Annotated in this window: 26 protein-coding genes, 5 tRNA genes and 2 pseudogenes; 17 read left to right on the forward strand and 16 right to left on the reverse strand. The window is 72.9% G+C overall.

The window, feature by feature from the left end; translation table 11 throughout:
* Nucleotides 1-2: 2 nt before the first annotated feature.
* The gene (locus tag Aru02nite_RS15715; protein WP_203658260.1) at nt 3-1,892 is read left to right on the forward strand and encodes a glycoside hydrolase family 76 protein; all 1,890 of its coding nucleotides are present in this window, start codon (nt 3-5) and stop codon (nt 1,890-1,892) included.
* A 54-nt stretch (nt 1,893-1,946) separates the two neighbouring features.
* A complete protein-coding gene (locus Aru02nite_RS15720) occupies nt 1,947-2,276 on the forward strand; it encodes a nucleoside triphosphate pyrophosphohydrolase family protein (protein WP_203658261.1) in 330 nt (109 codons plus the stop codon).
* Nucleotides 2,277-2,304: 28 nt separating this feature from the next.
* On the opposite strand, the gene Aru02nite_RS15725 is transcribed toward Aru02nite_RS15720, so the two are convergent.
* Nucleotides 2,305-3,540, reverse strand: a complete 1,236-nt coding sequence (locus Aru02nite_RS15725; protein ID WP_203658262.1) for an MFS transporter — start codon at nt 3,538-3,540, stop codon at nt 2,305-2,307.
* Between the two features lie 83 nt (nt 3,541-3,623).
* Between Aru02nite_RS15725 and Aru02nite_RS15730 the strand changes: the two genes are divergently transcribed.
* On the forward strand, nt 3,624-4,085 hold the full coding sequence (locus Aru02nite_RS15730) for a winged helix-turn-helix transcriptional regulator (protein ID WP_239076713.1): 462 nt from the start codon (nt 3,624-3,626) through the stop codon (nt 4,083-4,085).
* A gap of 18 nt (nt 4,086-4,103) precedes the next feature.
* Here the strand turns inward: Aru02nite_RS15730 and Aru02nite_RS15735 are convergent, their stop codons facing one another.
* Nucleotides 4,104-4,484: a VOC family protein gene (locus Aru02nite_RS15735; protein WP_203658263.1), complete on the reverse strand. Its 381-nt coding sequence runs from the start codon at nt 4,482-4,484 to the stop codon at nt 4,104-4,106.
* Between the two features lie 147 nt (nt 4,485-4,631).
* Nucleotides 4,632-5,858, reverse strand: coding sequence for a serine hydrolase domain-containing protein (locus tag Aru02nite_RS15740; RefSeq protein ID WP_203658264.1), 1,227 nt, complete (start codon nt 5,856-5,858; stop codon nt 4,632-4,634).
* A 260-nt stretch (nt 5,859-6,118) separates the two neighbouring features.
* Here Aru02nite_RS15740 and Aru02nite_RS15745 point away from each other — a divergent pair, with 260 nt between their 5' ends.
* Together Aru02nite_RS15745 and Aru02nite_RS15750 are read left to right on the forward strand one after the other, a co-directional pair.
* Nucleotides 6,119-6,832: a GbsR/MarR family transcriptional regulator gene (locus Aru02nite_RS15745; RefSeq protein ID WP_203658265.1), complete on the forward strand. Its 714-nt coding sequence runs from the start codon at nt 6,119-6,121 to the stop codon at nt 6,830-6,832.
* Between the two features lie 46 nt (nt 6,833-6,878).
* Nucleotides 6,879-7,211, forward strand: coding sequence for a hypothetical protein (locus tag Aru02nite_RS15750; RefSeq protein WP_203658266.1), 333 nt, complete (start codon nt 6,879-6,881; stop codon nt 7,209-7,211).
* 160 nt (nt 7,212-7,371) lie between these two features.
* Here Aru02nite_RS15750 and Aru02nite_RS15755 read toward each other — a convergent pair whose 3' ends face one another.
* The 5 genes from Aru02nite_RS15755 to Aru02nite_RS15775 all read right to left on the reverse strand — a co-directional run bounded on the left by Aru02nite_RS15755 (nt 7,372) and on the right by Aru02nite_RS15775 (nt 12,528).
* Nucleotides 7,372-7,740 (reverse strand): DoxX family protein, encoded by a 369-nt coding sequence (locus tag Aru02nite_RS15755; RefSeq protein ID WP_203658267.1) that lies wholly within the window; start codon nt 7,738-7,740, stop codon nt 7,372-7,374.
* Between the two features lie 74 nt (nt 7,741-7,814).
* Nucleotides 7,815-8,894, reverse strand: coding sequence for an epoxide hydrolase family protein (locus Aru02nite_RS15760; RefSeq protein ID WP_203658268.1), 1,080 nt, complete (start codon nt 8,892-8,894; stop codon nt 7,815-7,817).
* A 436-nt stretch (nt 8,895-9,330) separates the two neighbouring features.
* Entirely contained in the window at nt 9,331-10,524 is a 1,194-nt protein-coding gene (locus Aru02nite_RS15765; protein WP_203658269.1) for a Cys-Gln thioester bond-forming surface protein, read from the reverse strand.
* Between the two features lie 157 nt (nt 10,525-10,681).
* Nucleotides 10,682-11,956 carry an MFS transporter gene (locus tag Aru02nite_RS15770; RefSeq protein ID WP_203658270.1) on the reverse strand — a complete coding sequence of 425 codons (1,275 nt, stop codon included), beginning with the start codon at nt 11,954-11,956 and terminating at the stop codon, nt 10,682-10,684.
* Nucleotides 11,953-12,528: an ArsR/SmtB family transcription factor gene (locus tag Aru02nite_RS15775; RefSeq protein ID WP_203658271.1), complete on the reverse strand. Its 576-nt coding sequence runs from the start codon at nt 12,526-12,528 to the stop codon at nt 11,953-11,955. The genes Aru02nite_RS15770 and Aru02nite_RS15775 overlap by 4 nt, the downstream gene beginning before the upstream one ends.
* Nucleotides 12,529-12,634: 106 nt before the next feature.
* Between Aru02nite_RS15775 and Aru02nite_RS36655 the strand changes: the two are divergent.
* Nucleotides 12,635-12,958 (forward strand): annotated as a pseudogene (locus Aru02nite_RS36655) (FAD-dependent oxidoreductase); the annotation flags it as partial.
* 223 nt (nt 12,959-13,181) lie between these two features.
* The gene (locus Aru02nite_RS37230; protein ID WP_275408649.1) at nt 13,182-13,304 is read left to right on the forward strand and encodes a hypothetical protein; all 123 of its coding nucleotides are present in this window, start codon (nt 13,182-13,184) and stop codon (nt 13,302-13,304) included.
* A gap of 3 nt (nt 13,305-13,307) precedes the next feature.
* Here the strand turns inward: Aru02nite_RS37230 and Aru02nite_RS15785 are convergent, their stop codons facing one another.
* From Aru02nite_RS15785 to Aru02nite_RS36665, 3 genes and pseudogenes are all read right to left on the reverse strand, one after another.
* The gene (locus Aru02nite_RS15785; RefSeq protein WP_203658273.1) at nt 13,308-14,084 is read right to left on the reverse strand and encodes a MerR family transcriptional regulator; all 777 of its coding nucleotides are present in this window, start codon (nt 14,082-14,084) and stop codon (nt 13,308-13,310) included.
* Nucleotides 14,085-14,250: 166 nt separating this feature from the next.
* The gene (locus tag Aru02nite_RS36660) at nt 14,251-14,655 is read right to left on the reverse strand and encodes a serine hydrolase domain-containing protein (protein ID WP_308446270.1); all 405 of its coding nucleotides are present in this window, start codon (nt 14,653-14,655) and stop codon (nt 14,251-14,253) included.
* A gap of 115 nt (nt 14,656-14,770) precedes the next feature.
* Nucleotides 14,771-15,352 (reverse strand): annotated as a pseudogene (locus Aru02nite_RS36665) (serine hydrolase domain-containing protein); the annotation flags it as partial.
* Between the two features lie 454 nt (nt 15,353-15,806).
* Here Aru02nite_RS36665 and Aru02nite_RS15795 point away from each other — a divergent pair.
* Nucleotides 15,807-16,640 (forward strand): PHP domain-containing protein, encoded by an 834-nt coding sequence (locus Aru02nite_RS15795; protein WP_203658274.1) that lies wholly within the window; start codon nt 15,807-15,809, stop codon nt 16,638-16,640.
* Between the two features lie 55 nt (nt 16,641-16,695).
* Here Aru02nite_RS15795 and Aru02nite_RS15800 read toward each other — a convergent pair whose 3' ends face one another.
* Complete coding sequence (locus tag Aru02nite_RS15800; protein WP_203658275.1) at nt 16,696-17,472, reverse strand: SH3 domain-containing protein; 777 nt, start codon at nt 17,470-17,472, stop codon at nt 16,696-16,698.
* A 269-nt stretch (nt 17,473-17,741) separates the two neighbouring features.
* On the opposite strand from Aru02nite_RS15800, the gene Aru02nite_RS15805 reads away from it, so the two are divergent.
* A complete protein-coding gene (locus Aru02nite_RS15805; protein WP_203658276.1) occupies nt 17,742-18,509 on the forward strand; it encodes a class I SAM-dependent methyltransferase in 768 nt (255 codons plus the stop codon).
* A gap of 252 nt (nt 18,510-18,761) precedes the next feature.
* Here the strand turns inward: Aru02nite_RS15805 and Aru02nite_RS15810 are convergent, their stop codons facing one another.
* Complete coding sequence (locus Aru02nite_RS15810) at nt 18,762-19,106, reverse strand: diacylglycerol kinase catalytic domain-containing protein (RefSeq protein WP_203658277.1); 345 nt, start codon at nt 19,104-19,106, stop codon at nt 18,762-18,764.
* Nucleotides 19,107-19,232: 126 nt separating this feature from the next.
* The gene (locus Aru02nite_RS15815; RefSeq protein ID WP_203658278.1) at nt 19,233-19,391 is read right to left on the reverse strand and encodes a hypothetical protein; all 159 of its coding nucleotides are present in this window, start codon (nt 19,389-19,391) and stop codon (nt 19,233-19,235) included.
* A 644-nt stretch (nt 19,392-20,035) separates the two neighbouring features.
* Between Aru02nite_RS15815 and Aru02nite_RS15820 the strand changes: the two genes are divergently transcribed.
* The 8 genes from Aru02nite_RS15820 to Aru02nite_RS15855 all read left to right on the forward strand — a co-directional run bounded on the left by Aru02nite_RS15820 (nt 20,036) and on the right by Aru02nite_RS15855 (nt 23,654).
* The gene (locus Aru02nite_RS15820) at nt 20,036-20,554 is read left to right on the forward strand and encodes a pyridoxamine 5'-phosphate oxidase family protein (protein WP_203658279.1); all 519 of its coding nucleotides are present in this window, start codon (nt 20,036-20,038) and stop codon (nt 20,552-20,554) included.
* Nucleotides 20,555-20,649: 95 nt separating this feature from the next.
* Entirely contained in the window at nt 20,650-21,498 is an 849-nt protein-coding gene (locus tag Aru02nite_RS15825) for a phosphotransferase (RefSeq protein ID WP_239076714.1), read from the forward strand.
* 719 nt (nt 21,499-22,217) lie between these two features.
* Nucleotides 22,218-22,291: transfer RNA gene (locus tag Aru02nite_RS15830), tRNA-Lys, on the forward strand.
* 69 nt (nt 22,292-22,360) lie between these two features.
* A tRNA-Glu gene (locus Aru02nite_RS15835) sits at nt 22,361-22,434 on the forward strand.
* Between the two features lies 1 nt (nt 22,435).
* Nucleotides 22,436-22,507, forward strand: a tRNA-Glu gene (locus Aru02nite_RS15840).
* A gap of 28 nt (nt 22,508-22,535) precedes the next feature.
* Nucleotides 22,536-22,609, forward strand: a tRNA-His gene (locus tag Aru02nite_RS15845).
* A 77-nt stretch (nt 22,610-22,686) separates the two neighbouring features.
* A tRNA-Gly gene (locus Aru02nite_RS15850) sits at nt 22,687-22,758 on the forward strand.
* A 314-nt stretch (nt 22,759-23,072) separates the two neighbouring features.
* Nucleotides 23,073-23,654, forward strand: coding sequence for a GrpB family protein (locus Aru02nite_RS15855; RefSeq protein ID WP_203658280.1), 582 nt, complete (start codon nt 23,073-23,075; stop codon nt 23,652-23,654).
* Nucleotides 23,655-23,946: 292 nt separating this feature from the next.
* Here Aru02nite_RS15855 and Aru02nite_RS37235 read toward each other — a convergent pair whose 3' ends face one another.
* Nucleotides 23,947-24,708 carry a D-Ala-D-Ala carboxypeptidase family metallohydrolase gene (locus Aru02nite_RS37235; protein WP_203658281.1) on the reverse strand — a complete coding sequence of 254 codons (762 nt, stop codon included), beginning with the start codon at nt 24,706-24,708 and terminating at the stop codon, nt 23,947-23,949.
* A gap of 685 nt (nt 24,709-25,393) precedes the next feature.
* Nucleotides 25,394-25,801: a hypothetical protein gene (locus Aru02nite_RS15865; RefSeq protein ID WP_203658282.1), complete on the reverse strand. Its 408-nt coding sequence runs from the start codon at nt 25,799-25,801 to the stop codon at nt 25,394-25,396.
* Nucleotides 25,802-26,003: the final 202 nt, after the last annotated feature.

Here is a 26,003-nt window from a genome sequence, read left to right on the forward strand (position 1 = left end):
GCATGCGAAGACTCGCGATGCGTCATGTCGGCCGGCTGCTGGCCGGGCTGATGGTGGTGGCGGCCGTGTCGGCGGGTGCGACGGCGGCGTCGGCGACTGACGACGGTTCGGGTTCGACCGACGTGGCCCGGGCCCGGGTCGCCGCCGACGTCCTCATGCACTCGTACGATCCGGTCAAGGCGTGGTGGCCGTCGAGTTGGTGGAACTCCGCGGTCGCCCTGCAGACGATCGGCGACTACATGCAGCGCACGGGCGACCGCCGGTACGTGGGGCAGTTGGACAACACGTTCGAGAAGGACAAGGGCGTGTTCCCGCCGGGCGTGCTGTCCGGGGATCCGTTGCTGGGCAACTTCACCAGCCGCGCGATCGACGACTCCGAGTGGTGGGGCCTGACCTGGGTCCAGGCGTACGACCTGACCGGGAACCGGAAGTACCTGGACATGGCCGAGACGATCGCGACGTACGCCTACGGCTACTGGGATCCCGGTACGTGCGGCGGCGGCGTGTGGTGGGACGCCGAGAAGACGTACAAGAACGCGGTGACCAACGGTCTGTTCATCCGGCTGACGGCGGAGCTGCACAACCGGATCCCGGGCGACCGTACGTGGTTGTCGCGGGCGACGACGGCGTGGCACTGGTTCACCGCGAGCGGGCTGATCAACTCGTCCGGCCTGGTCAACGACGGGCTCACCAGCGCCTGCGCGAGCAACGGGCAGACGGTGTGGAGCTACAACCAGGGGCTCGCCATCGGCGCGGGCATGGAGCTGTGGCGGGCGACCCACGACCCGTCCGTACGGGCGACCGCGTTGCGTCTCGCGGACGCCGGGATCACCTCGTCGGCGCTCAATGACAACGGTGTCTTGCGCGAGTCGTGCGACCCGCTCGGCAGTACCTGCGACGACAACGCGAAGCAGTTCAAGGGCGTGTTCCTGCGGTACCTGATGGACGTCGCGGACACCACGCACGACCCGCGGTACACCGGGTTCGTGGCGCGGCAGGCGGCGAGCATCTGGGCCACCGACCGGAACGCGGGCGGCCAGCTCGGCGAACGCTGGGCCGGCGCGACCAGTGCCACCTCGCCGAACACGTTCGACTGGCGTACCCAGGCGAGCGCGCTCAGCGCCCTGATCGCCGCGGTACCGACGCCCGCGCCGCGCTGGTCGCTGTCGGCCACCCTGTCGCCGGCGACCCCGGTGGTCATCCCCGCGAGCGGCGGGCCCACCACGGTGGACCTGGACCTGTCGGTCGCGGCGACCTCGCCCGGCCCGGTACCGATGACCGCGACGGTCGGCGTCACCGGACCGGACGGCTGGACGGTGACGGCCGCGCGGCGCTCGGTCTCCTTGCGCCCCAACGGAAGCGCCACCCCCGCCACCGGTACGGTGCCGGTGCGCGTGCAGGTACCGGCGGACGCGGCGGACGGCCACCACACGGTCAACGCCACCGTCGGCGCGGACCCCGACCTGAGCTTCCAGGCGACGGCGGACATCCTCGTCACGCACACGATCGACTTCGACACCGGTACTCCGGCGGAGCAGACGTGGATCGCCGACGCCGACGGGTCGCAGAGCAACGGCGTGCAGAACCGGTTCGCCGACAACGACCACTACATCGTCTACCGGTTCCCGTTGCCGGCCGACACCGCGCACGCGAGCGTCACGCTCGCCATCGACAACGAGTTCCTGGTACAGGCCGGCCCCGACGGTACGTCGTGGAGCACGGTGCTGCGGGAGGACCGCGAGATCCACGACGGGTCGAACCGCGCCGACCGTACGGTCGACCTGACGCCGTACCTCGGCCCGGACAAGGCCGTCTACGTACGGGTGGCGGACAGCTTCCCGCAGGACGGCTGGGGTGGCCGCGTCGCGCACGTGTCCGTGAGCTTCGGCTGAGTCGTCGGTCCCGGCCACCACCCGTGGCCGGGACCGCGACCATACTTCTCCGACATGGACCTGGACGAGTACCAGCGCGGCGCCCTGCGTACCGCGGCGCCGCGCGACAAGCACAACGAGCTGATCCACCTGGTACTCGGGCTGGTCGGCGAGTCCGGCGAGATCGCCGAGAAGTTCAAGAAGTGGATCCGGGACCTCGACAGCGACGAGTCGCGGATCGACCGGGCCGACATCGCCAAGGAACTCGGCGACGTCCTCTGGTACGTGGCGGTCCTCGCCGACCACCTCGACCTGTCGCTGGACGAGGTCGCGGCGGTCAACCTGGCCAAGCTCGCCAGCCGGCAGCGCCGTGGCGTACTGCGCGGCAGCGGCGACGACCGCTGAACGCCCGCAACCCGGTGTCGCCAGCACGTCAGGTACGGTCCGGGCAGGGCTCGCTGGCTGCGGCCGGGTCGGCGGAACCGTTGCGGCGCACGGCATCCAACGCACCACGGGGTACGAGCCAGGCGACGAGCGCGGCGCCCGCGTACCCCGCGCCCAGCAGCGCCGACCCCGGCCACCCGGCCACGCCGTACGCGGCGGTCGTGGTGACGGCGCCGAGCGCGGAGCCGACGGAGTAGAAGACCATGTAGGCGCCGATCGTACGGCTGGCGTGCGCCGGGTGCCGGGCGGTGATGAGGTGCTGGCTGCTGACGTGCACGGCCTGTACCGCGAAGTCGAGCAGTACGACGCCGACCACCAGCGGCCACAGGGAGCGGCCGAGCAGTGCGCTCGCCGCCCACGAGACGATCAGGAGCAGGAGCGACCAGCCGGTGACGGTGTCGGCGCGACCGCGGTCGGCCCAGCGGCCCGCGTGGGCGGCGGCGAGCGCGCCGGCGAGTCCGGCGAGCCCGAGCAGGCCGATCCGGGCGGGGGACAGGTGCCAGGGTGCGGCGCCGAGCGGCAGCGCGACACCGCTCCACAGCGTCCCGAACGACGCGAACAGCAGCAGCGTGATCAGCGCCCGCCCGCGGAACACCCGGTCGCCGCGCACCAGGCGCCCCATCGCGACCAGACTCTCCCGGTACCGTGCGGCGCCGCCGGTGGGTCGCGGGTCGGGCGGCAGCGCCGCCAGGACGACCAGGGCCAGCAGCAGTGACGCGGCGGCGAGCAGCACGTACACGCCGCGCCAGCCGGCGACGCCCGACAGGTAGCCGGCGACCGTACGGGCACCGAGGATCCCGAGTACGACGCCGGAGGTGACCACGCCGATCGTGCGGCCACGTTCGGCGGGCGGTGCCACGGCCGCGGCGTACGCGACGGCGATCTGGACGACGACCGCGAACAGCCCCGCGACCCCGAGCCCGACGAGTACCAGGGCGGGGGTGGGCGCGACGGCGACGGCAGCAGTACCGACCGCGCCGAGGGCGAGGTGGGCGGCGACGAGCCGGCGCCGGTCGGTGAGATCGCCCAGCGGTACCAGGATGAGCAGGCCGACGAGGTAGCCGATCTGGCCGGCGGCGACCAGCCAGCCGGTCGCGCCGGGCGGCAACCCGAGGTCGGCGCCGGCGGCACGGACGAGGGGTTGGGCGGCGTAGATGCCGGCCACGGCGACCGCGCACACCGTCGCGAGCAGCAGCCGCCGGGCCGTCCAGGACGCACCGGTCATCACGAATCCAATCGGTAGCAGTGTGCAACCGATTCACCGTATGCAAGAATGGTTTCAGATCGCAACTCATTGGAGGTGTGGCGGTGGCGACCGACCGACCCGAGGCGCTCACGGCCGAGCACTGGACCGACCCGACCTGCCCGGTCGCCCGCGCCCTGGACCTCGTCGGCGACCGCTGGAGCCTGCTCATCGTCCGCGACGCGATGGACGGTGCGACCGGCTTCACCGACTTCCACCGCCGGCTCGGCATCGCCCGCAACATCCTCACCGACCGGCTGCGCCGCCTCGTCGACCACGGCATCCTCACCCGCGACACCGCCCCGTCCGGCAAGCGCCAGACGTACGCGCTCACCGCGGCGGGTCGCGACCTGTTCACCGCCGTCGTCGCGCTCCGCCAGTGGGGCGAACGGCACGCCTTCGCCGCCGACGAGCCCCGCTCCGTACTCGTCGACCAGCACGGCGCCGTCGTACCGCCGCTGCGGCCCCGCGACCGCGCCGGCAATCCCTTGCGTAGCACCACGACCCACGTCCAGAAGCCGGACTGACGCCGGCGTACCCGGGGGTCAGCGGGCGAGCTGCTGGAGGGTCCAGCCGTTGCCGTCCGGGTCCGTGAACGCCGCGTACGAGACGGTCGGCTTGCCCGGCGCGGACATCTCGGTCACCTCGGCGACGTCGACGCCGCGGCCGGCGAGTTCGGCGCGCGCGGCGTGGATGTCGTCGACCACGAGGTGCAGTCCCTGTACCGATCCCGGCGCGGTGCCGACGACGCCGCGGCCGAACGCGACGGAGCAGGCCGACCCCGGCGGCGTCACCTGCACGACCCGGAACTCGTCGGTCGGGCTGAAGTCGACGTCGACGCCGAAGCCGAGCCGGTCGACGTAGAACGCCTTGGCGCGGTCGACGTCGGTGACGGGCAGCGGTACCAGTTCGAGGCGGAAGTCCATGTCGGCGGTTCCCTTCGTGAGCCGTACTCGGTCAACCTTCACTGGTAGGTCGAGTGCCGCGGGCCGGAATCGACAACCCGTACGGAGGAGTTCGCCGCGCGATCGGACGGGTGTGCGCGCCGCGCACAGCGCGCACACCCGCCACGGTCAGTCGATCGCCTGGTACAGGGTGGTCCAGAAGTCGTGCATGAGCTGGATCGAGCTCGGCACCGACGCGCCGACCTGGGTGAGCAGGATGCCGGTGAGCCGGTTCGTCGGGTCGGCGTACGTCGAGGTGCCGCTGCCGCCGTCCCACCCGAACTGGCCGACCGGCGCGTAGTCGCCCCGGTACGTGCGCACCGCCATGCCGAAGCCCCAGCCGCCGTGCTGCCCCTGCCCGAACGAGATGTGCACGTTGTCGCGGGCCATCGTGTCGCGGGCGGCCTGCTGCTCCGGCGTGAGCCGGTTGCTGGTCATCAGTTCGACGGCCGGTCGGGACAGGATCCGCTCGCCGCCGTGCGTTCCGCCGTTGAGCAGCATCCGGAAGTACGCGTGGTAGTCGTCGGCGGTGGACACGAGCCCGCCGCCGCCACCCTGGAACGCCGGCGGCTGGTGCCACCGCCCGCCCTTCGCCGCGTCCCACACGTGGAACTCGCCGCTCTGCGGGTCCGGCGCGTACAGGGTGGGCATCCGGTCGATCTTGTGGTCGGGCACGTGGAAGCCGGTGTCGGTCATGCCCAGCGGCCCGAAGATCCGCTCCTGCAGGAAGTCCCCGAACGGCTGGCCGGTCACCCGCGACACCAGCACGCCCGCCAGGTCACTGGCGATCTGGTACTGCCAGCGCTCGCCGGGCTGGTGCATCAGCGGCAGTTCGCCGAGGCGCCGCATCCACTCGTCCGGCCCGGGCATCGGCTCGGGCAGGTTCGGCGTGATGCCCTGCTCGAAGATCCGGTTCATGATCGGCGTACCGATCACGGTCATGTCCATGCCGAGCCCGAACGTGGACGTCAGCACGTCCCGTACGGTGATCGGCCGGCGCGCCGGGACGGTGTCGTCCAGCGGGCTGTCGATCCGGCGCAGCACCTGCCGGTTCGCCAGCTCCGGCAGCCACGGCTCGACCGGATCGTCCAGCCGCAGCCGGCACTCGTCGAGCAGGACCATCGCCGCCGCGATCGACACCGGCTTCGACGTGGACGCCATCCGGAAGATGGTGTCCCGGCGCATCGGCGCGCCGCCCTCGTGCTCCATCGTGCCCACGGTCTCGACGTGCGTCTCGTCGCCCCGGCTGTACAGGGCGACGACGCCGGGGATCCGCCCCGACTCGACGTGCCGCGCCAGCACCTCGCGTACCCTGCGCTGCCCCGTACCGGAGAAGCCGCCGTCGTCCTGACACATCCCGCATCTCCCCGCGTCGCAACCTTCGGAAATCCCTGAACGCCCGCGAACGCTACATTGCGTTCAGTATCTCGTCAACGTTTCTCGTGCGGCGAGATCCCCAGTACAAACCGGGTTTGCTGGGCTCTTATTGCAATGACAGTGGAGCTGAACGCAAGGGGTGTCGCCCCGCTCGTTCGTTGCAATGGGCTTGTTCCGCGGCGATACTGGGCGGCAGACGCCGCGGGCCAGGCCCGGCGTACAGGTGGGGGAGGCGACCGGTGCCCGGAGGCAGGCTGACCGACGAGGACCGCCGACACATCGCCGCCGGGCTGGCCGACGGGCTCGGGTACGCGGAGATCGGCCGGCGGCTCGGTCGCCCCGCCTCGACCGTCCTGCGTGAGGTCACCCGCAACGGCGGCCCCGACGGGTACGCCGCGGACCGGGCGCAGCGCGCCACCCGGCAGCGTGCCCGCCGCCGTACGCCGGGCCGCCGGCCGGCCGCGCCGCCCGCCGACGCCGGCCACGGGCGCGACCCGCGGGCGGTCGAGGACTTCGCCGAGTCGTTCACCGGGCTGCTCGTTCAGCAGGGCCTGCCGAGGATGGAAGCCAGGGTCCTGACCTGCCTGTACGTCACGGACGCGGGCGCGCTCACCGCCGCCGAGCTCGTCGCGCGGCTCCGCGTCAGCCCGGCGTCCGTCTCGCACGCCGTGACGTACCTGGAACGGCAGGGGCTGGTCGAGCGCGAGCGGGTGCCCGGCGAGCGCCGCGAACGGTACGTCGTCGACAACGAGATCTGGCTCCGGTCCACCCAGGCGGCCCTGGACATGAACCAGGTACTCGCGGACGCCTCCCGGCGCGGCGCCGAGGTACTCGGGGCCGACACCCGCGCCGGCGCCCGCTTCGGCACGTCCGCCGAGTACCTGGGGCTGATCAGTGCCGCCCTCCGGCACGCGACGGAGCAGTGGCAGCGGCGCCATCCCGCCGGCTCCTGACCGCGGACCGGCCGATCCTGTCGGGGGTTCCGCGTACGCTGCCGGCATGGCCGCACCGAACGCCCCCGATCCCGACCCGCTCGGGCAGGTCCTCGCCGGCACCGCCGCGGCGTACCGGCGACGGTTCGAGCTGCGCAACTGCCGCGTCGGCCGGAGTACGGGGGCCGCCGTGCACGCGGTGCGGCTCGTCCGGTGGGTCGGCGGGGTGGAGGTGCCGGCGCCCGCGTGCCACGTCGGGATCGGCGGCTGGGACCTGTCCGCGCTGGAGCCGTCCACGCAGCGGGTGACCTGCCGTCGCTGTCTCAGACTCCGCCCGGACGACACCGCCGACGGCGCCGGCCCGGTCCCCGCGCCGCTACAACTTCCCTTGCCGCTCTAGGCATCCCGGGCGGCCAATCCGCGGGGCGAGGGCGGACGGTGTGCTCGCGTTCGCGGTCGGCCAGGCGATCATTCGGTTGCGTGTCCCGGATCGGCGTTCGCGCGCCGGCACGGTGTGGCCCGCCGATGGGGAACGCGCGGGGCGAACGTACCGGGCGGGTTCAGAGCTGGGCGAAGCGGGCGACCGCGACGGTCACCGACAACAGGAACAGCAGCGACGTGGCGAGGGTGTTGCGGACCTCGCGCAGGCGTACGTGGGCGGTGACCGCGCCGACCATCACGGCGGCGAACCCCACCGCGGCCAACGGCGTCAGCACCCGGGCCACGCCCGTCGCCCAGGGCAGCGTGATCCCGAGTACGCCGAGGAGTTCGGCGACGGCGGTGACGCGTACGACGGGGCGGGGGAAGACCGCCACCCCGGTCTGGCCGGACGCGACGAGCCGTTCGCGGGACAGGGTCGACTTCGCCGTACCGGAGACCAGGAACGTCGCCGCGAGTACGGCCTGGATGAGCCAGAGTGTGATGTTCATGCGTACAGGACGATCCGCCGTCGGGGAACGTGACGGCCGGGCGCGGCACCCGGGATGCCGCGCCCGCCCCGACCTCACGCGACGGTACGGAAGAAGTCGCGGACGTCGCGCGCCAGCAGGTCCGGTACCTCCATCGCGGCGAAGTGGCCACCGCGCTCGAACTCCGACCAGTGCCGGACGTCGTAGCGCAGCTCGGTGAGCGGCCGTACCGACTGGGTGATGTCGTGCGGGAGCACCGCGACGCCGACGGGCACCGGGCAGGGCGCGAACCCGCGGGGCGCGTCGTGGTGCAGCCGTGCCGACGACGCCGCGGTCGCGGTCAGCCAGTACAGGGAGATGTCGGTGAGCATCCGGTCGTCGCCGATCGGTGACCGCGGATCGGTCCACTCCGCGAACCGCTCGGCGATCCAGGCGAGCTGACCGACCGGCGAGTCGGTCAGCGCGTACCCGATGGTCTGCGGGGTGAGCGCCTGCAACGCCTGGAACGGTGGGCGGTTCGCCATCAGCCGGCGCACCTTCTCCAACCGGGCTTCGTCCACATCGGACAGTACGACGTCGGCGTCCGGGTCGGGCCGCGTCGGCAGGTAGTTGACGTGGACGCCGACCACGTGCTCGGGTGCCACCGCGCCGAGCGACAGCGAGATGCCCGAGCCGAAGTCGCCGCCCTGCGCGCCGTAGCGCTCGTACCCGAGGCGGCGCATCAGTTCGGCCCAGGCGCGGGCGATCCGCGTGACGCCCCAGCCGCGCTCGTGGGTCGGCCCGGAGAAACCGAACCCCGGGATCGACGGGACGACCAGGTGGAAGTCCTGCGACAGCGGCTCGATCACGTCCAGGAACTCCAGGAACGAGCCGGGCCAGCCGTGCGTGAGCACCAGCGCCAGCGCGTCCGGCTTCGCCGAGCGTACGTGGACGAAGTGGATGTTCTGCCCGTCGATCTCGGTACGGAAGTGCGGCAGCTCGTTCAGCGCCGCCTCGTGCTTGCGCCAGTCGTACCCGGTGCGCCAGTACTCGGCCAGCTCCTTCAGCCGCGCCAGCGGGAACCCGTAGTCCGACCCGGCGTCGGCGACCTCGTTGGGCCACCGGGTACGCGCGAGCCGGTCGGCCAGGTCGTCGAGGTCTGCCTGCGGTACGTCGATGCGGAACGGCTCGATCATGGTCCTGCCTCCTGCACGATGAACGTTCGACTCACTAACGTTTACTGATCGAACGGTACCACGGTCGTTAGTGATCCGAACGGTTCGTCGCGCTCGTCACACGCGACGGACGAGCGGCGTCCAGCGGTTGTCGAGGCGGTCGGTCGCCGGTGCGCCGCGATGCCGCAGGCGGCTCTGTTGAGCGGAGCGGGGGTCGCGCACAGCCCGGGCATCGCCCGTGGCGCGTCGCTGGGCGCGGCCGACGCATGGTGGATCGCCGGTCCCATTCCGCGTGTTCGGGTGGGCAGGACGGCGGACTCGGGCCAGCATGGCGCGCCGGCCCGATCGGTGGCGCGGTTCGCGACCCGAGGCGCTGAGCCTTCGTCCACAGGGGACAGGGTCACTGCTCGGGTGGGGGAGCGGTGGGCGTGGGCGGGATGCGCCCACGCCCGGTCGGTCACTGGCCGCGGTCGCGGCGGCGCCGAGCCATCAGTACCGTGGCGAGACCGAGTACCAGGAGTCCGGCGGCAACGGCCGGCAGGACGAACAGTCGGGTACCGGTGACCGGAAGGCTGCCGCCACCGGACGTTCCGCTCGCGCTGGGCGTGGTGCTCGCCGGGCCGCTCGCGCTCGCCGACGCCGACGCCGACGTGGACGGGCTCGCCGACGGTCCGGTCACGTCGACGTGCGCGACCGCGGTGGTACGGACGTGGCCGGGCTGGGCGAGGATGAGCCGCTGCGCGTCGGCCGGGTCGGGGTCGTCGGGATCGGCCGGTGCGTACAGGAAGGCGCGCCCGATGGCGGTGCGCGCGACGGCCGTCGCCTCGACCGTGGCGGTGCCGGGATCGTTGCTGCGCAGCCAGAACCGCTGCCCCACCGGGTACGCGGACCCGTCGGCGATCGGCTGCGTGCCCGCCTCGTCGGAGTACAGGGAGGCGCCGGTGGCGGTGAGGGTGGCGGTGGTGGCGTTGCCGTGGACCACGAACGGGCCGACGAGCTGCCCGCTGGTACCGGTGCCGGGGCCGGCGATCGTCAGGCTGGGTACGGGCTCGGGCAGTGGTCCGGCAGCGAGGACGTCGGTGACGATCCGCGCGGTGAGTGCGTACCGCGCATCGCCCGTGGCGAGTACGAAGTCGTCGGTGAAGAACCAGATCGCGGCCTGTACGGCGGCGGCGCGCTGGGCGTCGCTGGTCGCGCTGGTGGGCAGCCCGGTCGCCGGGTAGTAGTCGGTGAGGATGCGCAGCACGTACCCGAGGTGGGGCACCTTGGTGGCGTCCCACGTGCTCGGGTCGTACGGGATGCCGTTGGAGGTGCTGGTGTGCTGGTCGATGCAGTACAGCTGGAGGGTTTCGCCGTCGGGTGTGGTGCCGTGGATGACGCCGCCGAACCCGCTGGCGACCGGGGTGAAGCCGGTCGTGTCGTACCCGGAGGCGGGGTAGCCGGACAGCGGGTCGAACCCGGCCGGTGCCCGCAACCCGCCGAACGTCTGGCCGGGGCCGGTCGTCGCCGCGATGACCATGCTCGCGTTCGGGTTCGCCGGCCCGGCCCGTCCGCCGACGTGGAACCGCGCGGCGGCGGGCGCGGCGACGGCGAGCGCGCCGATCAGTACCGCCGCGAACAGTGCGGCGAGTCGTACCAGGGATGTGCGCATGGCGTACCACCGAATCGTTCGACCACGGGAGGTCACTTGAGGTTATCAACGCATCACTCTCCGCTGTCATCCGGGGTGTGCGGGCACGCGGGCGGCGGCGGTCGTGCCCGGGTCGTCGGGGCGCGGGATTCGTTGCGCGACAACGGATCCGCCGCAATCAGGGTACGAGGTCGGTCACCGTACGCAGGCGGATCACGGGGGACGCGGCCAGCCACAGCAGCGACAGCGAACCGAGCAGTGCGGCGGCGACGAGCACCGGGGTGATGCAGGTGCGGGCCGCGACGACACCGCCGACGAGCGCGCCGAGCGGGCGTACCCCGTAGTTGACCGTCGAGTACGCGCCGGAGACGCGGGCGCGCATGTCGTCGCGGGTGGCCGCCGCGCGCATCGCGTTGTTGTTGATGTCGAACAGCATCACGCCGAAACCGGACAGTGCCTCGACACTGGCGAGTACGACCATGCCGGGGTGGCCGGGGGTGGCGAGCGCGAGGCCGGCGGACGGCAGGCAGTAGAGCACCGCGCCGGCGGCGATCGTACGGCCGGTGCCGATCAGCCGCGCGATCCGGCCGGCGACCGTCGCGCCGACCAGCCCGCCGACGGCGCCGACGCCCAGCGCCACGCCGATCTGGCCGGCGCCGAGGCGCAGCTCGCGCGTCGCGTACAGGACGAGCAGGGCCTGCACCATGAACGCGGCGAGGTTCATCGTCGTGGAGCAGCCGAGGCTGGCCCGCAGGTACCGGTGGCCGCGCAGGTAGCGCACCCCGGAGCGGAGCCGGAGCAGGTACGGTTCGGCCGCGGCGCCGTCGGCCGGATCGACTGGTACGGAACGGATCGCGGCCGCGGACACCAGGAACGTCAGCGCGTCGGCGAGCATCGCGACCGGCGCGGTCAGCAGCTGGATCAGCGCACCGCCGAGCGCCGGCCCGGCGATGTTCGACGCCGACGTCGTCGTCGACAGCAGCGAGTTGGCCGCCACGTACTGCGCGCGCGGCACGATCCGTACGAAGAAGCGGGGGTAGGAGGTGCCGTAGAGCACCTCGCCGACGCCGAGCACGAGACCCACCGCGTACAGCAGGGGCATCGACAGCGCGCCGAACACCGCGGCGACCGGTACGACGGCGACGGCCAGGCACTGGACGAGGTTCGCGACGATCAGCGGGGGACGTACCCGGTGGAGGCGGTCGACGCCGGTGCCGACCAGCAGGGACAGCAGCTGCGGCGTCCACAGGACCGCGGTGAGCAGGCCGAGCTGCCCGGGGCCGGCGTGCAGCGTGGTCGCGGCGATCAGCGGCATCGCCAGAGTGGAGACCTGGTCGCCGAACGCCGAGGTCGCGTGGCCGAACCAGTACCGGAGGAAGCGGCCGTTGCGTCGGACCGGCTGGTCGGCGCGGACCGCTTTCGCCGTGCCCGCAACGCTTCCGTGGCCGCTCACGGCCGGTCGGCGGGGTCGGCGGAGGGCATCAGGTAGAGCAGCAGCCGGGTCCTGCGCGCGTCCGGCGGCGCCTCGTCCGCGGGCCGGTTGACGAGCGGGACGAGCAGCCGTTCGATCGCGTCGTCCAGCGCGCGCAACTCCTCCGGCGTCGCCACCACCCCGGTACTCCGCCGGGTGGCGGTGGCGAGCCAGGTGGTGTCCAGGCGCGGGCGTACCTCCCGGGTCCACCTGCCGACGACGTCGCCCTCGGCCGCCTCCATCGCGTCGCGCAACTGGTTGGACGCCTCCGGGTCGGCCGGGTCGACCTCGAACCGTACGCCGCGGCCGACCATCCGCCACCACCGGCTGCGTCCGCCGCCCTCGTGCGGGGCGTCCTCGACGAGCCCGTGTTCGGCGAGGTGGCGCAGGTGCCAGCTGGTGACCGACGGGGTGGCGCCCACCCGCGGCGCGAGCCGGGTCGCCGTGGACGGCCCCTGCTCCCGCAGCTCCCGCATGATCGCCAGCCGCACCGGATGCGCCAGCGCCCGCATGCCCCGCGCGTCGAGTTCGACGTCGCCCAACCGGTTCGCCACGGCACCTCCGTTGAGAGAACTGTATTGATACAGTCCTCTCAATAGGTGTCGCCGTCAAGTCCGCCAACCCCGTCCGCGTCGAACCGGCACCCGGTGTTCGGGCGGAATGCCTTGCGCGGCAAGGACTTCCGGCGACACGAGGCGTGCGGTGCGGTTGGTGGTGGACGGCGCCACCCGCATCGACACCAGCACCCGGCAGGTACTGCTGGCGTCCGGGCGCGCGCTCGCGTACGACCACGTGATCTACGCGGTGGGGAGCACCGCGGCGGCGGCGCCGGCGGTGCCCGGGGTGGCCGAGCACGCGCACGACATCGCCGAGTACGAGTCGGCGCAACGGTTGCGGGCCCGGCTGGACGAGCTGCCGGCCGACGCGCCGGTCACCGTCGTCGGCGGCGGGTTCACCGGCATCGAGACCGCCGCCGAACTCGCCGAACGCGGCCGCGCCGTCACCCTCGTCTGCGGCCGCGGCTGGGCCGCTCGGCGCGCAGGCCGCCGACACCGTACTGGACCGCATCGCCGGGACGGCGCCGGCGCCGATCGACCTGGCCTTCACCGGGGCGTACGTCAGCCTCGGCCGCCGCGCCGGCGTACGGCAGCTCGCGCGCAAGGACGACACCGCGGTCCGCGCGTACGTCGGTGGTCGGCTCGGCGCCGTGATCAAGGAGGTGACCGGCCGGTTCGTGGTGGCGAAGCGGATCAGGCTGGAGGCGCGGGAGCCGGGCACGATGGGCTGGGTCCGGGGCCGCACCGACCGGCCCACCGCGGTGACCGGGTGACCGTCACGGCCGCGGGATCGGTACGCCCGCCGCCCGCAGCCTCGCCTCGGTGAGCGCGGTCAGCCGGGCCGAGTTCGGCGCCCGTTCCCCGCGGTGGTTGTTGATCAGCCGGTACTGCGCCGCCGCGTTCGCCCAGGCCCGCGTACTCGCCGGGTTCCCCAACAGTTCCGGGTGTGCGAGGTAGTGGTCGGCCATCGCGGTCGCCAGCTCCTCGATCCGCGGGTCGTCCGGCGCCCAGGACTCGGCCGCCCAGCCGCGCTTCGCCAACTCGACGTACCCCGGATCGTCGAGCCGCCGGTCGAGCTGCGCGACGAAACCGTCGAAGCCGTCCGGTACGAGCGCGCGGGCCAGTACCAGGGCCTCGCGTTGCGCGGCGACGTAGTCGGGGCCGAAACCGAGGCCGGGCATCCGGTCCAGGATCGCGCAGGCCTGGTCCGGCAGCAGCGCCCGGTCGCCGTCGGTCAGGCGGTGGAGCGTGTCGCGGCGGGCGGTCAGGTCGGCGATCCGTGCGGTGAGCCGCCGCTCGCCGTCCGCGAGGGCGGCGGCGAACCGCCCCGCGTCGGCGTCGAGCAGCGGCCCGATCTCGGCCAGCGGAACCCCGGCTGCGGCCAGCGTCCGGGCCTGCACGAGCCGCAGCAGCTCGTCCGACCCGTACCGCCGGTAGCCGGAGGGGTCGCGGTGCGGCTCGGCCACCAGCCCGAGCTTGTGGTAGTGCCGCACCGTCTTCACGGTGACGCCGACGAACGCCGCCGCCTCGCCGATCGTGACTCCGTTGGTCATCCGCCCAGCCTGCCCAGTCCCCGCGTACGGTGTGCGCCCGGCCTCCCGATCGTGGTGCCGCGGGCGCCGCATGCCCGGGGCCGCGCCGAGCGGACCAACCGCGGGCCCGGCCCCGCCAACGAGGCCCGCACCTGCCTTCTCTGCGCCGATCGGCTCGCATCCGGCTTCACTGCGGCGATCGGGTCGGCGCCGGGGCGAACACGGCGTCGACGAGCCGCTGCTGCGCGCGCTGGAACGCCGCCGCGACGGTCATCTCGGCGTCGTCCACGTGGTTCAGGCCGGCGGTCAGTGTCGTACCGCCGCCGGGCGTGCCGTACATCAGGGCTGCGGAGCCGATCGTGGCGCCGTTGTGGTGCAGCAGGATGCCGTGCGGCCCCGCGTCCTGGACGAAGATGCCGAGGCCGTACCCCGTCCCGGGGATGCCTGTCGGGTGCGGCGTGCACATCTCGGCGAGCAGGTCGGCCGGCAGGAGCGCGCCGCCGAGCAGCGCGGCGAAGTACGTCTGCAGGTCGCGGGTTGTCGAGATCATGTCGCCGCCGGCGGACACCCAGGACGGGTCGTGCCGCGTCACGTCGACCGTGCGTTCCGTCGTGCCGTCGGCGTACCGGTAGTAGCCGTGGTGGTGCGGTTCCGGGACCTCCGCGGACGTACCGGGGGGCGACGGTGCCGGTGAGTCCCAGCGGCGCCAGGATCCCCCGCCGCAACTCCGCCGCGTACGGGCGGCCCGCGACCCGCTCGACCACCAGCCGGGCGAGGACGAAGTTGGTGTTGGCGTAGCTCCAGCCCGTGCCCGGCTCGAACCGCGGCGGCCGCGACAACGACAGCCGCACCAGCTCCTCCGGCCGGTACGTGCGGAACCGGTTGTCGACCCATTCCCTTCCCTGCCACGGGATCCCGGGCACGACCGTGCCGTCCGGGTACATCTCGCCGGTGTGGCTGAAGATCCCGCTGGTGTGCTGCAACAGCATCCGTACCGTGATCCGCCGGTCCAGCCCGAACTCCGGCAGGAACCCGTCGACCGGCGCGTCCAGGCCGATCCGGCCGTCGGCCACCAGCAGCAGCACCGACGTCGCCACGAAACTCTTGGTACTGCTGCCGATGCGGAAGTGCCCGTCGCGCAACGCCGGTGCACCGCCCAGCTCGCGTACGCCGGCGGAGCCGACCCAATCGCCGTGCTCGTCGTGCACCCGCAGCTGTACGCCGAGGAAGCCGGACGCGGCCGTCTCCTCGATCGCCCGCTGCAACTCCGGCCTGTCGGTGGTGGTCATCGTCGCTCCTCGCGGCCCCGCCGCGCCCCGGTGGGCGTCGGTCGCTGCGAGGAGGCTCCACCCTGCCCCTGGGGCAACCTCAAGCGTGATCCGGCCGACAGCGATCGGCCGGAGTCTCCCCCCGTCGCGACGGTCGGTGCCCGCTCGAACCGTCGGCGTCCGCCACGCACGCCGCGAGCGGCGCGGCACCCTCGCTCCGGTACGCCCGCGGACGGCACCGTTGCCGCACACCCGAGAATCCGGGTAGCCGCAACGGGTTCAGTACCGTCCACAGTGGACTGTCGGGCGACGGCGCTCGGCCGGAACGCGCGCCGTACGCCACGTGGACCGGACGCGTACCGGCTGGCCGGGCAACGCCGGCACCCCGCCGGACGTGCGGTCGGAGGTCGGCCTGATCGCCCGTCCGCATCCGCCGGGCTAGGGTTGGCGGGCCGGATGAGAAAGGCGGTGAGTCGTGTCGTTGCCCGCCGACAGTCACGTACACAGCGAGTGGTCCTGGGACGCGCCGCTGGCGTCGATGGAGCGTACGTGCGCGCAGGCAGTGCGGATCGGGCTGCCGGCGGTCGCCTTCACCGAGCATCTCGACCACACCGTGTGGCCGGTCGCGGTCGACGGCCCGTACGCCACCGAGCACCTGACCGCCATGGCGTCGCCGGACGGGTTGCTGGTGCCGCCGCCGTTCGACGCGGCGGGCTACCTCGCGGCGATCGAGACCTGCCGCGACCGCTTCCCCGACCTCCGCGTACTCAGCGGGCTGGAGTTGGGCGAACCGCACTGGCACGCCGACGCCTGCGCGACCGTACTCGGTGCGGGCACGTTCGACCGGGTGCTGGGGTCGCTGCACTGCCTGCCGGACGGGGACGGGTTCGCCGAGCCGTGGGGGATCTACCCGCACCGGCCGGCGGACGAGGTCGTCCGGGAGTACCTGGGGGAGGTGGTGCGGTTGGTGGCCGCCGACGGCGCGTTCGCGGTGCTGGCGCACATCGACTACCCGGTGCGTACGTGGCCGGACGGGCGGTTCGAGCCGGCGGCGTTCGAGGAGGAGTTCCGGGTGGCGCTGCGGTCGACGGCGCGGTCCGGCCGGGCGCTGGAGATCAACACCCGGCTGCCGCTCGACCCGACCATCGTCACCTGGTGGTACGAGGAGGGCGGAGAGGCGGTGACGTTCGGCAGTGACGCGCACGTACCGGCGGTGGTGGGCCGCGGGTTCCGGGAGGCGGCGGCGATGGCCGAGGCGCACGGGTTCCGGCCGGGCCGCCACCCGTACGACTTCTGGCTCCGCGACTGACGACACGAACCCCGCGCGTGGCACCGGCGGACGGCACCACGCGCGGGGCGCGCGGTCAGTGGTTGGCCTTGAACCAGGGCTGCGTCCACCCCAGGTACGGCTTGCCCCACTTCGACTTGATCTCGCCGATGGTGGTGACGGTCAGGGTGCCGTTGCCGTGGATGTCGTTCGAGACGAACTTGCCGCCGCCGATCGAGATCATCACGTGCCCCGCGCCGCCCGAGAAGAACGCCAGCCCACCGGCCGGCACGCTCGTACTGCCCGCGTGCTTGAACCTGGCCGGCACCTGCTTCCAGTGCACGTACGCGGTCTCCGAGCCCGACGCGCCGAACCCGTACGCCAGGCCCATGATGTGGTCGCACCGGCGGTAGTAGTCCTTGTGGTACGTCCTCGTCTCGTGCGACTTCGCCCACGCCACGGCCTTCGCGCAGGAGCGCGGGTCACCGGTACCGGCGGTCGAGCACGCGGTCGCCGACGACGTCGCGCACGCCGGCGCGACCCGCTTGTCCGAGCCGGTGTAGACGTACGTGTCGGTGATGTAGCCGGCGGGGATCCGGTCCCACAGCCTGCTCGTGCCGTACTTGCCGGTGACCGTGTCACCCGACGTCTGGCAGCGGATCGTCACCGCGGCGCCGCTGCGCACCGACCCCACGACCTTCGAGCTGGTGTGCGGTCCGGCGTGCACCGCCAACGAGGCACCCGAACTGGTGTGGACGGTCGCCGTCGCCGCCATCGCCTGGGTGGCGAACAGCGCGGAGACGACCGTCACCGCGACGGCAATGCCGCCGAACAGCGCGACCCGACGTCGGCCGGTCCGGTGCGTTCTGCCCATGGAACCTCCTCGCATCGTCGTGATCTCAGGCGGCCCGCCCACACGCCGCGTGGGTACGGCCGGCACCGGCCGCAGTTCGCGCCCGACCGGTACGGGCACAGATCCTTCCCTGCGCCGCCACACGGCCGCTACATCCCGGGCCCGCGACCCGCTTCCGGTACGCATCGGCCCCGGTCAGGCGGCCGCGCGCGGGTCCGCCGGGGGATTCGTACGGCAGGAGCCCGACTCCGACGGCGCCAGCGTGCCGGGCTGACCCGTACCGTGGTGTTGTGAGCCAGGACGAGCAGGGACTGTTGCGGTCGTCGTTCGGTGCGGCGGCGGTGGAGTACGCCGCGCACCGCCCGGACTATGCGGAGGCCGCGGTGCGCTGGGCACTGGACCCCGCCCCCGGCCCCCGCGTACTCGATCTGGGTGCCGGCACGGGCAAGCTCACCGGCGTGCTGGCCGCGTCGGGTGTCGAGGTCGTCGCGGTCGAGCCGGACCCGGCGATGCTGGCCGAACTGCGCCGTACGCTGCCGGCCGTCCGGGCCCTGCCGGGCAGCGCCGAGGGCATCCCGCTGCCGGACGGTACGGTCGACGCGGTGCTGTCCGGCAACGCCATGCACTGGTTCGACATGGCCGTGGCAGGCCCCGAGATCGCCCGCGTACTCGCGCCGGGCGGCGTCCTGGCGGGCCTGTGGAACGTGCTGGACGACCGGGTCGACTGGGTCGCCGGCCTCGCCGAGGTCAGCGGCAGCGAGGCGATCGGCCCGCGCGACACTCCCGCCGGCTGGCGCGCGCAGACCGCCGACCTGCTCGACCCGGGCCTGCCGTTCGGTATGCCGCGGCGCGCGGAGTTCCCGCACGGCCAGCGGCGTACGGCGAAGTCGCTCGTCGCGACGCTGGCCACGAAGGCGGGGATGCTGGTACTGCCCGAGCGGGAGCGGGACGCGGCGCTGGACCGCAGCCGCGCGTACCTGGCGGGCCGGGCGGAGACCGCGGTCGGCGAGTTCGTCCTGCCGATGCGGACGTGTGTGCTGCGTACCGTGCGGCGCTGACGGGGGATCGGTGACCGTCAGCGGTGTTGCAGCCCGCGGACGAAGCAGAGTGCCGCGAAGCCGGCGATCCCGGCCGCTGTGGACACGGCGACCGTCAGGCTGCGGCGCCGCGGATGGGTGATGGTGCGGCCGTCCACGACCACCGTCAGCCGGTTCCGGGGCGTACGCCAGCAGCGTGCCGATCGGAACGCCGCCGACCCAGCCGCGGCTTGAACGGCTGGCTGCCGGACTGCCCGGCACCGCCCAGCCGCGTCAGGAACTGCGATCCGCTCGCCGCGGGTGCGCCGCGGCGGCGAGCCTGTGCGGTCCGGCCCCGATGGTCGCCACATCCGTGTACTCCGACACTGCCGAGTCGGCGGCGTCGGCGGCCACCCCGACGTGCGCGGCGTTCACCACCACGTCGCCGGTGCCGTCGACGATCAGGTCGTTCGACCCGTCCCGTACGACCGCGGCCGCGTCGCCGGGCTCGGTCGGCAGGCCGCTGCCCCGCGCGACGTCGTGCCCGGCAACCAGCGGGATCGGCCCGACCCGACGCGTACCCAGCTCGTCGCGGTGGTGCAGCGCGTGCAGCGAACCGTCACCACCGGCGACGACCACGTCCCGGTCGTCACGGGTTCCCGCTCCAGGAGCGTCGCACCGACGAGCGCGGCGGCCCGTCGTCCGCGGATCCGGCGTCCTGATCGAGAACGAACAGCATGGGGATCGTCGTCGGTGGGCGCCCGCTCAGAGCAGCGCGGCGAGCCGCCCGACCAGCAGCGTGGCCACGAAGCACGCGATGCCGAGCCATTCCCACCGGACCGTCCGCGACTTGCCATGGTTGACCGCGGCGAGTACCAGGAACAGGACGGACGCGACCAGCAGCACCACGATGACTGAGTTCATGCGGCACCGGATACCCACTTCGCCCGCGCATCACACCCGCCGATGCCCGTCACCGCAGGCGTTCGCGCCCCCGGTGCCGGCGGTCCACTGTGGACGTTCATCGACCTTTCCGGTACGCCGGCCCGGATCGCACGCGGTCGCCGCGGGGTGCGGAAACCCTTGCCGCGACGCCTGTCTCACGGGAGCCGCTGAAGGTGGCCGCGCCGAAGCGCGACCGCCAGGCGCGGTACGAGGAGGAGGCCAAGGCTGCCGGTGGCCTGACGGACGCCGGCAAGCCCGAGGCGAAGACCGAGAAGAAGAGGTGTCGGAGGTCCACCGGACGCGGGTAGCGGGTCGCGGTCGGATGCGGGTCGCGGCCGCACGACCGCCGAGGAGCTGTCGCCCGTCGCGCGCACGGGGTGCGGGGGGTCGGCCGCGCGATCGAGCTTCTCCAGCTGGCTGGTCACGTCCGCCAGGCCGGCCTTGCTGGCGGAGTCTCGCCACCGCACCGACGTGGTTCGCCGAGAACCGGTTGGCCCAACCCCGGGAACCACGACCGCGGCCCGGTGCGCAGGACAGCGGCCGCGTTGCCGCCCGCAGCGCCCGCTCCGGTTGGAGAATGGTGCCCGGCGTCGATGACGACGCCCCGACGAACGGAGCGGCCGATGGCCAGCGAACTGACCGGGATCGGCCCCGGCGTACCGGGTGGCATGAGCGCGATGTGGGCCGTCGTACCGCGGCTGCTCGCCGCCAACCGCTACCTCGTGCTCGGCACCGCCGACGCCGACGGCCACCCATGGGCCACCCCCGTGTACTACGCGGCCGATGGTACCGACCGGGTCGTGTGGGTGTCCGCGCCCGACAGCCGGCACTCGCGCAACATCGCCGCGCGCCCGGAGGTGGCGATCACCGTCTTCGACTCGCACGCCCCAGTCGGTGGCGCCGAGGCGCTGTACCTGGAGGCGACCGCCGGACATGTGCCGGCCGACGCGTGCGCCGCCGCCCTTGCCGTACTGAACGGGGATCTGCCGGAACGCCAGCGCCTGGAGCCCGCGGACCTCCACCCGGACGGCCCGCTGGTCGTGTACCAGGCGACGGTCACGAAGCACTACGTCCTCGTCCGCGGTGGCGACGCCCGCTTCGACAACGTGACCGACGCCCGGCTCGCCGTCACCCCGCCCTGACCCTGCCGGGCGCGCGAAAGTCGGTGCCGGTCGGCGGCGGGGCGCGATACGGTGACGGGCCTCGGCCGGATCGCGTGCAGGGAGACGACACGACGATGAACGCGTCAGACATTCCCCGTGCCGTGGCGGCGGCCGTCGCCACCGCCACCGAGGCCGGCCTCGCCGTCGACGACACGGTCGTCCTGCAGGACTCGAACCGGATCACGATGCGCCTGCTGCCCTGCGACGTACTCGTCCGGGTGGCGCACGTGCGGCACGAGGCCGCACCGTTCGAGATCGAGCTGGCGCAACGGCTCGCCGCGGCCGGCAGTCCGGTCGCGCTCCTCGACCCGCGCGTCGAGCCCCTCGCGTACGAGCGGGACGGCTTCGTCGTCACCTTCTGGACCTACTACGAGCCGGCGACCGCGCCGCTGACGCCCGGCGCGTACGCCAACGCGCTGGAACGGTTGCACGCCGGCATGCGCACCGTGCACGTGCCCACGCCGCACTTCACCGAGCGCGTCGCGTCCGCGCAGCACCTCATCGCGCGGCCCGAGCTGACGCCCGACCTCGCCGACCCCGAGCGGGACCTGCTCGGCGCCCTCCTGCGTACGCTTCGGGACAGGATCACCGGGCGCGGCGCCGCCGAGCAGCTGCTGCACGGCGAACCGCACCCCGGCAACCTGCTCGCCACGACCGACGGGCCGCTGTTCATCGACCTCGAAACGTGCTGCCGCGGCCCGGTCGAGTTCGACGTCGCGCACGCGCCCGAGGGGGTCGGCGACCACTACCCGGGCCTGGACCAGGAGCTGCTGCGCGACTGCCGGACCCTCGTCCTGGCGATCGTCACGACCTGGCGCTGGGATCGCGACGACCAGCTCCCCGACGGTCGCCGGCTCGCCGCGGGGTGGCTCGACCAGATCCGCACCGCACTCGACCGGCACCCCCTCGACCTCCACCACTGACACCCAAATCCCTTGGTACGTCAGCGATCGGCCCGCGATCGTACCGGCCGCCGGCGTCGTACCCGAGGGGGCCGAGGTGCGCGCGGGGAAAGAAACCGGCGGCGTCCTCGCGCTCCGACCCCCAGAGGTGGCCGATCAGGTGGCCGTCCCGCAGCGCCCGACGTACTCGGTCCGCTCCAGTGTCCACGGGCCGAGCGGGCCGACGTTGCCGGGCCGCCCCGTCGGTTCCCAGTCGTACCCGGGCATCGCTTCCCCCACAACGCATCGCGGACCGTCCCACCATCGTACGGCGGATAATCCGTTGCCACCGAACGGAACCAGGTCCACCATCGATGCGGTACGACACCGACGGCGAAGGACGGCACCGTGCACTCGTGGCAGAAAACGCAGCATGTGGACCGCGTCAGCGGCGCCACGGCGCGCGCCTGCCCGGACGGGCGGAGCGGGAAGCCCGGCGGCGGTGGTACTTCGACGTAGCGCACGACGCGTACCCGTCGAAGGGCCGCCTCCACCGGACTCCGGGAGGCGGCCCTTCGACGTTTCCCGGCAACCACAACACATGCGGGCGAGCTGCGGCAGCGGCCCGGACTCGAAACCCGAGACCAGGGGGTTCGACTCCTCCCGCCCGTGCGAGCACCCGACGGTGCCCGATCCATGAGAACTCCACAGTGGACGCGAAACCCAGGCGACCGGCCGCGTGCCGGCGCCTGACGACACACGCCTCCGTAGCTCAGATGGTCAGAGCTGCCGTCTCTTAAACGGAAGGCCGCTGGTTCGAATCCAGCCGGGGGCACGGCCGGTGTCCGGGGACACTGCCCCGGTTCCGCCCGCATGGGGGTGCGGTGCGGCGACCGGCATGGAGGGCGCGTCGGTCCAGAAGGACAGGACGCCGGAGGTTCGCTCCGGCGGCCGCGGGTTCGGCTCCCGCGCGCGCCACGGCCCCGTCGGCTATGGGTTAGGCCGCCAGGTTTTCACCCTGGCAGAGCGGGTTCGAGTCCCGTCGGGGCTGCAACACGGGCCACACCGGCCCGTACATGGTGTCCGTGGTGTACCGGTCGTGCACACCAGACTGTGACTCTGGAGGAGACGGGTTCGACTCCCTCCGGACACCCGATGAGTCGGAAGGGTACGGCAGGCATGCAGGTTCGAGTCCTGCCGTCCGGACGAGGCCGCGACACGGCGGCCGATGCGGACATGGTGTCAACGGCAGCATGCGAGCCTTCCACGCTCAGGGTGCGGGTTCGAGTCCCGCTGTCCGCTCGACGACTCCGGCCACGGCTGCGGTCGGATGCACACGTAGCTCAGCGGACAGAGTACCGCCGTGCGGGTTCGATCCACGTTGCGTGCGCTGATGTCCGTGACGCGGAAACCTTTGGTACGCAACGGTTCCGTTCCGCCGGTCCGGTCCGCGGCGTACGACCTGGCTGGATGGCGCAGTGTGGAGTGTTCGTGGGACTCATGGCCGGCGTGCTCTCCGGTTTCGAACCCCTGCCACCAGACGTTCGCGAACCGAGTTGTGGGTCGGACCGTGAGCTGGCAGGCTCGCACGCCGGTCGGCAGACGGGAGACGCATCGTGGACGTGGCACTGACGGAATGGCAACCGCACTGGGCGACGGACTTCGCCGCACTCGCGGAGCGCATCACGAACGCCGCCGGCGCGCGCATCGTACGGGTCGACCACATCGGGTCGACGTCCGTACCGGGGATGGCCGCGAAGGACGTCATCGACGTGCAGGTGATCGTGCGCAACCTGCCCGACCCGGAACTCGCGGACGGCCTGCTGGCGGCGGGATTCACGCGGTCGCCGGGCGCGCACGAGCTGCGCGACCACGTACCGGAGAGTTGGCGGGGTGATCCGGGTGCGTGGGACAAGGCCGTGTTCCGTCCGCCGGCGGGTACCCGGCCGGGCAACGTGCACGTGCGGGTCGCCGGTCGTCCGAACGAGCGGTACGCCCTGCTGTTCCGGGACTTCCTGACCGACGACCGTGGCGCGTGCGCGTCGTGGGCACTGTTCAAGCGGCGACTCGCGCTCGCGGCCCCGGACCTGCCCACGTACGGCCAGATCAAGGATCCGGCCAGCGACATCCTGATGGCCGCCGCCGAACGGTGGGCGACGGCGACCGGGTGGCAGCCGCCGGATCCGTTGCCCGCCTGAGGTTCCAGTGCCCGGGCTGGGAGGACTCCCGACTCGAGGACTGGGCGCCGTACGCGGCCGTGCGGTCGGGCCCTGAGTTCGAGTGCCGATTTTCCGCGCAATCGATTGTCCAATTGTCTCATTGTTCAACAGTTCAACAATTGGACAATGAGACAATTGAACAATAATTGGTCGGACCGCTCGCCTGGCTGGCGGTGCGCCCGTGTCTGGCCACCGGGCCGGCGGTACGCCAACGGCGCGCCGCCGGCCGTCGCGTCCACTGTGGAGTCCGTTGCGGCGCAACGGATCCGGGTCAGATGACGCCGGACTCCCACCACCAGTTCCGGCCGAACTCGGCCTGGCAGTCCACGTGTTGGTGGTCGATGGTGTAGCGCTCCAGTCCGGAGAAGCCGCAGGTTTCGGCGTGCTGGTAGATGACGCGGTTGGCGAGGCCGGAGACGTACATGTCGGCGGCGGCGCCGTACAGGTGCATGCTGTTGGGGATGCCGCCGACGTCGGCGTTGTGCTGGGTGCCGCGGAACGCGGAGGTGATGTGGATCGGCCGGTTGCCGATCTTCACACGCAGGGCCTCCAGCTTGTACATGAGGCGGCGGACGTTCTCCTGGGCGGCGGCCGCGGTGACGGCGCCGCCGCCGAAGCCGCCGGTGTAGCTGTCCCACATCTCGCTCCACGCGAAGTGCGCGGTGGAGCCGTCGCTCTTGGTCAGCGCGTCGAGTGCGGCCTGCGTGTTGGGGCCGGCGATGCCGTCGGCGGCCAGCCCGTACGCGCCCTGGAACCGTTGTACCGCACCGAATGTGCCCGGTCCGAACACGCCGTCGATCGTGACGTACACCTGCTGTGCGTGCGAGGCGGCCCAGCCGGCGACGCGGATCTGGAGTTCCCGGACGGCGTTGCCGGTGGCACCCGTGCGCAGGGTGCCGCCCCACGGGTACGCCTGCGCGGGGGCGGCGAGCGCGCTGCCCGCGACGGCGCCGACGCCGACGGCGAGTGCTCCGACGGCGGCGCCCCGCAGGAATCTCCGGCGATCCGGGGCGAACGATGATCCATCGACCATGACGGTCTCCTTGGGACAGGGGATCTGTAGGGAGGCCCATCGTTACCCATCGGTACGAATCGCGCCACCCGCGTCGTCGGCGCTCCAGTTCGCGGGGTGACGTTCGCGACGGAGCGGCAGCCATCCGCCCGGCGCCGCCGCGGCCGGGCAGGTGGGTACCGGTGGAGGAGGGTGGCGAGCAGTCGGCTGCCCAGGACCATCAGGCCCACCCCCACACCCGTCCGCGTACTCCCGCAGCCCCTTCTGGTACGCGGGGAACGCGGACGCGGTGGCCGCCGCGGGCGGCGGCGAGTTCACCGGCGAGCACGTACGCGCAGACGAGGACGAGTCCGGTGCCATGTCGGACGGCGACGACGGGCAGTACGCGGCGTCGCCGAGGAGCGCGACCCGGCCCCGCGACCACGTGCCGACCCGCCCCGCGACCACCTGCGACCCGGCTCCACGGCCACGTGCCGATCCGCCCCGCGACCACGTGCCGAACCCGACCCCCGACCACGTGCCGACCCTGCCCCGCGACCACGTGTCGAGCCGATCAGTTCGTCGAACAACCGGTCCACCGCGCCGTCCGTACCGAAGCGGGCGGCGACGGTGAACGCCCAACCGCCTTGATCCGCCGTACGGTCGCCGACTCCTCGTTCCCCCGTCGTGCACGGCGACCAGCGCACCGTTGGCCGCGAGCCGCCTGTCACCTGTGGCGTCCTGCCGTGGTCGGGTCGGTGGGGGTCAGTTCGGAGCAGTGGGTCTGACCGATGCGGATGGCCTCGCCGGCGCGCCGGCAGTCCTTCTGCGCCGAGTCGAGCGCGGCCGTGGTGGCGCTGACGGCGCCGACCGGGTCGCCGGCGTGCTGGCCGGTGTCGACCGACAGCCGCCCGTCGAGCAGGTCGGTTTCGAGGGTTCCGGCGAGCGCCGCGGTGATCCGGGCGATCTCGGTCGTGGCGGCGCGCAGTTCGCCCAGGATGGTCCAGATGTCGCCCGGCCCGATTCCCGCCGGGTACGCGGCGGCGATAGTGTGCCCGAGCCGCTGCGTGGACTCCTCGACGGTCCGTGCGGCGCGTACCGCGGTGAGGGGTCTGCGTGCCCGCGCGTCGTTCATGACGCCGCCTCCCGCCGGTCGGCAGCACCGGTACTGCGCCGCCACGTCCCGGGCCGTCGGATACCCGACGTGCTCCGCCGTCGTGCGACGCCGTGGTGTGCCTACAGCCTGGCACCCGGGCGGGTGGTTGTCCGGTGCCGTTCGCCCCGGACATGCCGTGCCGTCGGTCCCGACCCGAGCGGCCGGCGAACCGTTGGTGCAC

It is taken from the genome of Actinocatenispora rupis, from assembly GCF_016861975.1.
Taxonomy (GTDB): domain Bacteria; phylum Actinomycetota; class Actinomycetes; order Mycobacteriales; family Micromonosporaceae; genus Actinocatenispora; species Actinocatenispora rupis.

Coding starts and splice junctions, on each gene's coding strand:
- Aru02nite_RS15800 (WP_203658275.1), bottom strand. CDS start 17,472: ATGGGCAGAACGCACCGGACCGGCCGACGTCGGGTCGCGCTGTTCGGC.
- Aru02nite_RS15755 (WP_203658267.1), bottom strand. CDS start 7,740: ATGAACATCACACTCTGGCTCATCCAGGCCGTACTCGCGGCGACGTTC.
- Aru02nite_RS15715 (WP_203658260.1), top strand. CDS start 3: ATGCGAAGACTCGCGATGCGTCATGTCGGCCGGCTGCTGGCCGGGCTG.
- Aru02nite_RS15785 (WP_203658273.1), bottom strand. CDS start 14,084: ATGACCAACGGAGTCACGATCGGCGAGGCGGCGGCGTTCGTCGGCGTC.
- Aru02nite_RS15725 (WP_203658262.1), bottom strand. CDS start 3,540: ATGACCGGTGCGTCCTGGACGGCCCGGCGGCTGCTGCTCGCGACGGTG.
- Aru02nite_RS37235 (WP_203658281.1), bottom strand. CDS start 24,708: ATGGTCGATGGATCATCGTTCGCCCCGGATCGCCGGAGATTCCTGCGG.
- Aru02nite_RS15740 (WP_203658264.1), bottom strand. CDS start 5,858: ATGTGTCAGGACGACGGCGGCTTCTCCGGTACGGGGCAGCGCAGGGTA.
- Aru02nite_RS15820 (WP_203658279.1), top strand. CDS start 20,036: ATGGCCAGCGAACTGACCGGGATCGGCCCCGGCGTACCGGGTGGCATG.
- Aru02nite_RS15815 (WP_203658278.1), bottom strand. CDS start 19,391: ATGAACTCAGTCATCGTGGTGCTGCTGGTCGCGTCCGTCCTGTTCCTG.
- Aru02nite_RS15760 (WP_203658268.1), bottom strand. CDS start 8,894: ATGATCGAGCCGTTCCGCATCGACGTACCGCAGGCAGACCTCGACGAC.
- Aru02nite_RS15825 (WP_239076714.1), top strand. CDS start 20,650: ATGAACGCGTCAGACATTCCCCGTGCCGTGGCGGCGGCCGTCGCCACC.
- Aru02nite_RS15750 (WP_203658266.1), top strand. CDS start 6,879: ATGGCCGCACCGAACGCCCCCGATCCCGACCCGCTCGGGCAGGTCCTC.
- Aru02nite_RS15735 (WP_203658263.1), bottom strand. CDS start 4,484: ATGGACTTCCGCCTCGAACTGGTACCGCTGCCCGTCACCGACGTCGAC.
- Aru02nite_RS15765 (WP_203658269.1), bottom strand. CDS start 10,524: ATGCGCACATCCCTGGTACGACTCGCCGCACTGTTCGCGGCGGTACTG.
- Aru02nite_RS15720 (WP_203658261.1), top strand. CDS start 1,947: ATGGACCTGGACGAGTACCAGCGCGGCGCCCTGCGTACCGCGGCGCCG.
- Aru02nite_RS15865 (WP_203658282.1), bottom strand. CDS start 25,801: ATGAACGACGCGCGGGCACGCAGACCCCTCACCGCGGTACGCGCCGCA.